The organism is Gemmatimonadaceae bacterium, from assembly GCA_019752115.1.
GTDB lineage: Bacteria > Gemmatimonadota > Gemmatimonadetes > Gemmatimonadales > Gemmatimonadaceae > Gemmatimonas.
The window spans coordinates 1-3,666 of record JAIEMN010000039.1; the positions used below are offsets into that span (position 1 = coordinate 1).

At 64.8% G+C, this 3,666-nt stretch carries 6 protein-coding genes; 3 read left to right on the top strand and 3 right to left on the bottom strand.

The window, feature by feature from the left end; genetic code table 11:
• The coding region (locus tag K2R93_17070) for a S1C family serine protease (protein ID MBY0491552.1) at positions 1-662 on the top strand (662 nt) is incomplete at its 5' end.
• Between the two features lie 156 nt (positions 663-818).
• On the opposite strand, the gene K2R93_17075 is transcribed toward K2R93_17070, so the two are convergent.
• Positions 819-1,490 carry an ABC transporter ATP-binding protein gene (locus K2R93_17075; GenBank protein MBY0491553.1) on the bottom strand — a complete coding sequence of 224 codons (672 nt, stop codon included), beginning with the start codon at positions 1,488-1,490 and terminating at the stop codon, positions 819-821.
• Between the two features lie 40 nt (positions 1,491-1,530).
• Here K2R93_17075 and K2R93_17080 point away from each other — a divergent pair, with 40 nt between their 5' ends.
• Together K2R93_17080 and mnmH are read left to right on the top strand one after the other, a co-directional pair.
• On the top strand, positions 1,531-2,133 hold the full coding sequence (locus tag K2R93_17080) for an arylesterase (GenBank protein MBY0491554.1): 603 nt from the start codon (positions 1,531-1,533) through the stop codon (positions 2,131-2,133).
• Positions 2,133-3,188, top strand: a complete 1,056-nt coding sequence (mnmH, locus tag K2R93_17085; GenBank protein ID MBY0491555.1) for a tRNA 2-selenouridine(34) synthase MnmH — start codon at positions 2,133-2,135, stop codon at positions 3,186-3,188. Before K2R93_17080 ends, mnmH begins: the two co-directional genes overlap by 1 nt.
• Here mnmH and K2R93_17090 read toward each other — a convergent pair.
• Together K2R93_17090 and K2R93_17095 are read right to left on the bottom strand one after the other, a co-directional pair.
• Positions 3,179-3,436: a hypothetical protein gene (locus tag K2R93_17090; GenBank protein ID MBY0491556.1), complete on the bottom strand. Its 258-nt coding sequence runs from the start codon at positions 3,434-3,436 to the stop codon at positions 3,179-3,181. The two genes, mnmH and K2R93_17090, sit on opposite strands and share 10 nt — an antisense overlap.
• The coding region (locus K2R93_17095; GenBank protein ID MBY0491557.1) for a hypothetical protein at positions 3,433-3,666 on the bottom strand (234 nt) is incomplete at its 5' end. The genes K2R93_17090 and K2R93_17095, both read right to left, overlap by 4 nt.

A 3,666-nucleotide genomic window follows, 5' to 3' on the forward strand; every position in this document is an offset into this window, starting at 1 on the left:
ACGCCACCTTAGGTGGGGCAGGAAACACCGCATCCCCAAAGACTCCATCTTCTAGCGGGACTGGCTTCTTCGTTAGCAGGGATGGCTACCTGATAACTAACCATCACGTTGTTGCTGGCGCGACAGAAATTGAAATCACTATGAATGATGGTAGGAAATTACCAGCAACCGTTGTGAGCAGTGACTCAAGTAACGACGTCGCCTTGCTAAAGGTCGATGCCAAAACTACCCCACTTGCTATTGTGTCTACCACCAACGTAAAAAAGGGGATGGAGGTTTTCACCCTCGGATTCCCTGTCGTTGGCATTCAAGGGCAGGAACAAAAAGCGACGTACGGGAGAATCAACGCGCTTAGCGGTATTCAAGGGGATATTCGATTCTTCCAAATAGACGTTCCTATCCAGCCTGGAAACTCGGGCGGCCCGCTAATTACTGATGAAGGACAGATCATCGGTATCGTCACGGCCTCGCTTAATCAGATAAACGTTCTCAAGGCAACTGGGACACTACCCCAGAACGTGAACTACGCAGTGAAGTCGGAGTACATTGCACCTCTGCTTCAGTTTGCCAAGATTCAGCCACAATCCGCCAACCCAATGCCGGGGGCGCTAAAAGACCCCGGCAGTTTCGAGCCGTCAGTTGCATTCATTCGGGCACGTTGAAGACGGGACGTTGCTCATCGATACCCTGTTTTTTCGAGGCGTTGGGTTTCGAGCCATCTATTGGCGCAACACCGATAACGTTGCCGATTAGACTTTGCAGCAGTTCGATCGAATACAGCCCAGCGGGTTAGGCTGTTTTAGGGATCACCAGTGAGTTCACCCGCTCGCCCTACCCGCCTCAATCGTGATCCGCCGCTCGCACCGTGACGCAATCCCCTGGTCATGCGTCACGAGCACCAGCGTCGTGCCTTGCTCGCGGTTGAGCGCGAACATCAGCTCCATCACCGTCTCGCCCGTCGCGTAGTCCAGGCTGCCCGTGGGCTCGTCGGCCAGCAGCACCGAGGGGTGGACGACGAAGGCGCGGGCCAGGGCCACGCGCTGCTGTTCGCCGCCGGAGAGCACCTTGGGGTAGTGCCCCAGGCGCTCGCCCAGGCCCACGCGGCCCAGCATCTCGGTGGCGGCCTTGCGCGCGTCTTTCCTGCCCGCCAGTTCCAGCGGCAGCATCACGTTCTCCAGCGCGGTCAGATGGGCCAGCAGTTGGAAGCTCTGGAACACGAAGCCCAGCTTCTGGGCGCGCAGCGCGGCGCGTGCGTCCTCGTCCAGGGCGAACAGGTCCTGGCCGTCGATCTTGACGGTGCCGCGCGTGGGCGTGTCCAGCCCGGCCATGATGGACAAGAGCGTGCTCTTGCCCGAACCCGAGGCGCCCACGATGGCCAGGGTCTGCCCACGGGGCACCTGGAAATCGATATCGCGCAAAATGTCGAGCGTGCCGGTCGAGTCGCTCACGGACTTGACCACGTGTTCCACGGATATGACGGGTTCGGACATGGGTTTTTTCTTTCGGAGTCGCCGCTACTGTATCGCGGCCATGTTGCTGGGCGCTTTGCTGGGGTTATCCCATGCACAAACCACGCCCCAGCGTACCGTGCTGGTGCTCGGCGATTCGCTGAGTGCCGAGTACGGCCTGGCGCGCGGTACGGGCTGGGTGACGCTGCTGGAGCAGCGCCTGGCGAAAGAGAAGCCGGGCACGCGCGTGGTCAATGCCAGCATCAGCGGTGAGACCACCTTCGGCGGGCGTTCGCGCCTGGCCGCGCTGTTGGCCCAGCACAAGCCCACGCACGTGATCCTGGAGCTCGGCGGCAATGATGCGCTGCGTGGCCTCTCGCTCGACGCCACACGCGCCAACCTGGAGTGGATGACGCAGCAGGCCAAGAAGGCCGGCGCCCGCGTGCTGCTGCTGGGCATGCAAATGCCACCCAACTACGGGGCCGACTACGCCAAGCGTTTCGAGGGCCTCTACGCCCAGGTGGCGCGCGCCGAGAAGGTGGGCCTGGTGCCCTTCTTCCTCAAGGGCGTGGCCGACGGCGCGGAGCCGACGCGCCTGTTCCAGCCGGACCGCATCCACCCCACGGCCGAGGCCCAGCCCCTGATGCTGGACAACGTCTGGCCTGAACTGAAAAAGCAACTCTGATGCCCCTCTTCCCCATCGCGGCCGAGGCGGCCCTGCGCGAGCTCGATGCCTTCGACACCATCATCGACGCCCGCAGCGAGAACGAGTACGCCGAAGACCACCTGCCGGGCGCCGTGAACTGGCCCACGCTGAACAACGCCGAGCGCCACACCATCGGCACCACCTACAAGCAGGTCAACGCCTTCGAGGCCAAGAAGCGCGGTGCGGCGCTGGCCGCGCGCAACATCTCGGCGCACATCGAGCGCGAGGTGATCGCCAAGCCGAAGGACTGGAAGCCGCTGACCTATTGCTGGCGCGGCGGCAAGCGCAGCGGCTCGCTGAGCCTGATCCTCAGCGAGATCGGCTTTCGCGTGACGATCATCGAAGGCGGCTACAAGGCCTTTCGCAATGCCCTGCTCGAGGACATCCCGCGCCGGGTGCAGGGACTGGACTTCCGCGTGATCTGCGGCACCACGGGCTCGGGCAAGACGCGGCTGCTGCAGGCCCTGGCCGCCGCCGGCGCGCAGGTGCTGGACCTGGAGGCACTGGCGAACCACCGCAGCTCGGTGCTGGGCGCCATCCCCGGGCAGCCCCAGCCCACCCAGAAGGCCTTCGACACCGCTGTCTGGGACGCGCTGCGCCGCCTGGACCCGGCGCGCCCGGTCTATGTGGAGAGCGAAAGCAAGAAGGTGGGCAATGTGGCCGTGCCCGAGGCGCTGATCACGGCCATGCGCGCCGCCCCCTGCCTGAACCTGGTGCTGCCCGACGAGGAGCGCGTGGCCCTGCTGCTCGAGGATTACGACCACTTTGTCCAGAACCACGAGGCCTTCTGCGAACGCCTGGACGCGCTGACCGAGCTGCGCGGCAAGAAGCTGATCGAAGAATGGAAGGCCGCGGTGCGCGCCGGCCGCACGGCCGACGTGGTGCGCGAGCTGCTGCTCAGCCACTACGACCCGGTCTACCGCCAGTCCATGGGGCGCAATTTCACGCAGTTTGCCCAGGCCCCTGAGCTGCGCCCGCGCGACCGTTCGCTGGCAGCCATGCAGGCCCTGGCGGCGCAGATGCTTCAGAAGTAGCGCAGCAGCAGCCAGGCGATGGCGGCGATGCACGCCAGCAGCGCGGGCAGTGCCACCACGGTGATGGTCCGTTGCCGGCCAAGAGCCTCGCGCTGCAGGCCCACCGACTCGTCGATGCGCTGTTTCGACTGCGCCATCTGCTGTTCGGCCAGTGCACGCTGGGCCTGGACTTGGGCCAGCAGGGCCCGCTGGTCATCGCGAATCTCGCGCAGGGTGGCCAGGATGTCGTCGTCGTGCTGGGAGTTCATGGCGGTGTCGTCGTGGCGGCGGTGGGGAACGGGCCCTCGATGCAGCCCTGGGCGCGCGCCCAGCCCTTGAGGTAGGGCCGGCGCATGGTGCCGGCGGCGATGGCAGCCGTGACCGCCTTGGAATGGCGCTCGGCGCCGCTGAGCTTGCGCACCCAGCTGCGGAAGGGGATCACCCCGTCGACCACGGTGTTCACGGTACTGGTCACGGTGCCCAGGGCCTTCTGCCCCAC

Excerpts from the sequence above, each read along its gene's own strand:
- K2R93_17090 (MBY0491556.1), bottom strand. The coding sequence starts at position 3,436 with ATGAACTCCCAGCACGACGACGACATCCTGGCCACCCTGCGCGAGATT.
- K2R93_17080 (MBY0491554.1), top strand. The coding sequence starts at position 1,531 with ATGTTGCTGGGCGCTTTGCTGGGGTTATCCCATGCACAAACCACGCCC.
- mnmH (MBY0491555.1), top strand. The coding sequence starts at position 2,133 with ATGCCCCTCTTCCCCATCGCGGCCGAGGCGGCCCTGCGCGAGCTCGAT.
- K2R93_17075 (MBY0491553.1), bottom strand. The coding sequence starts at position 1,490 with ATGTCCGAACCCGTCATATCCGTGGAACACGTGGTCAAGTCCGTGAGC.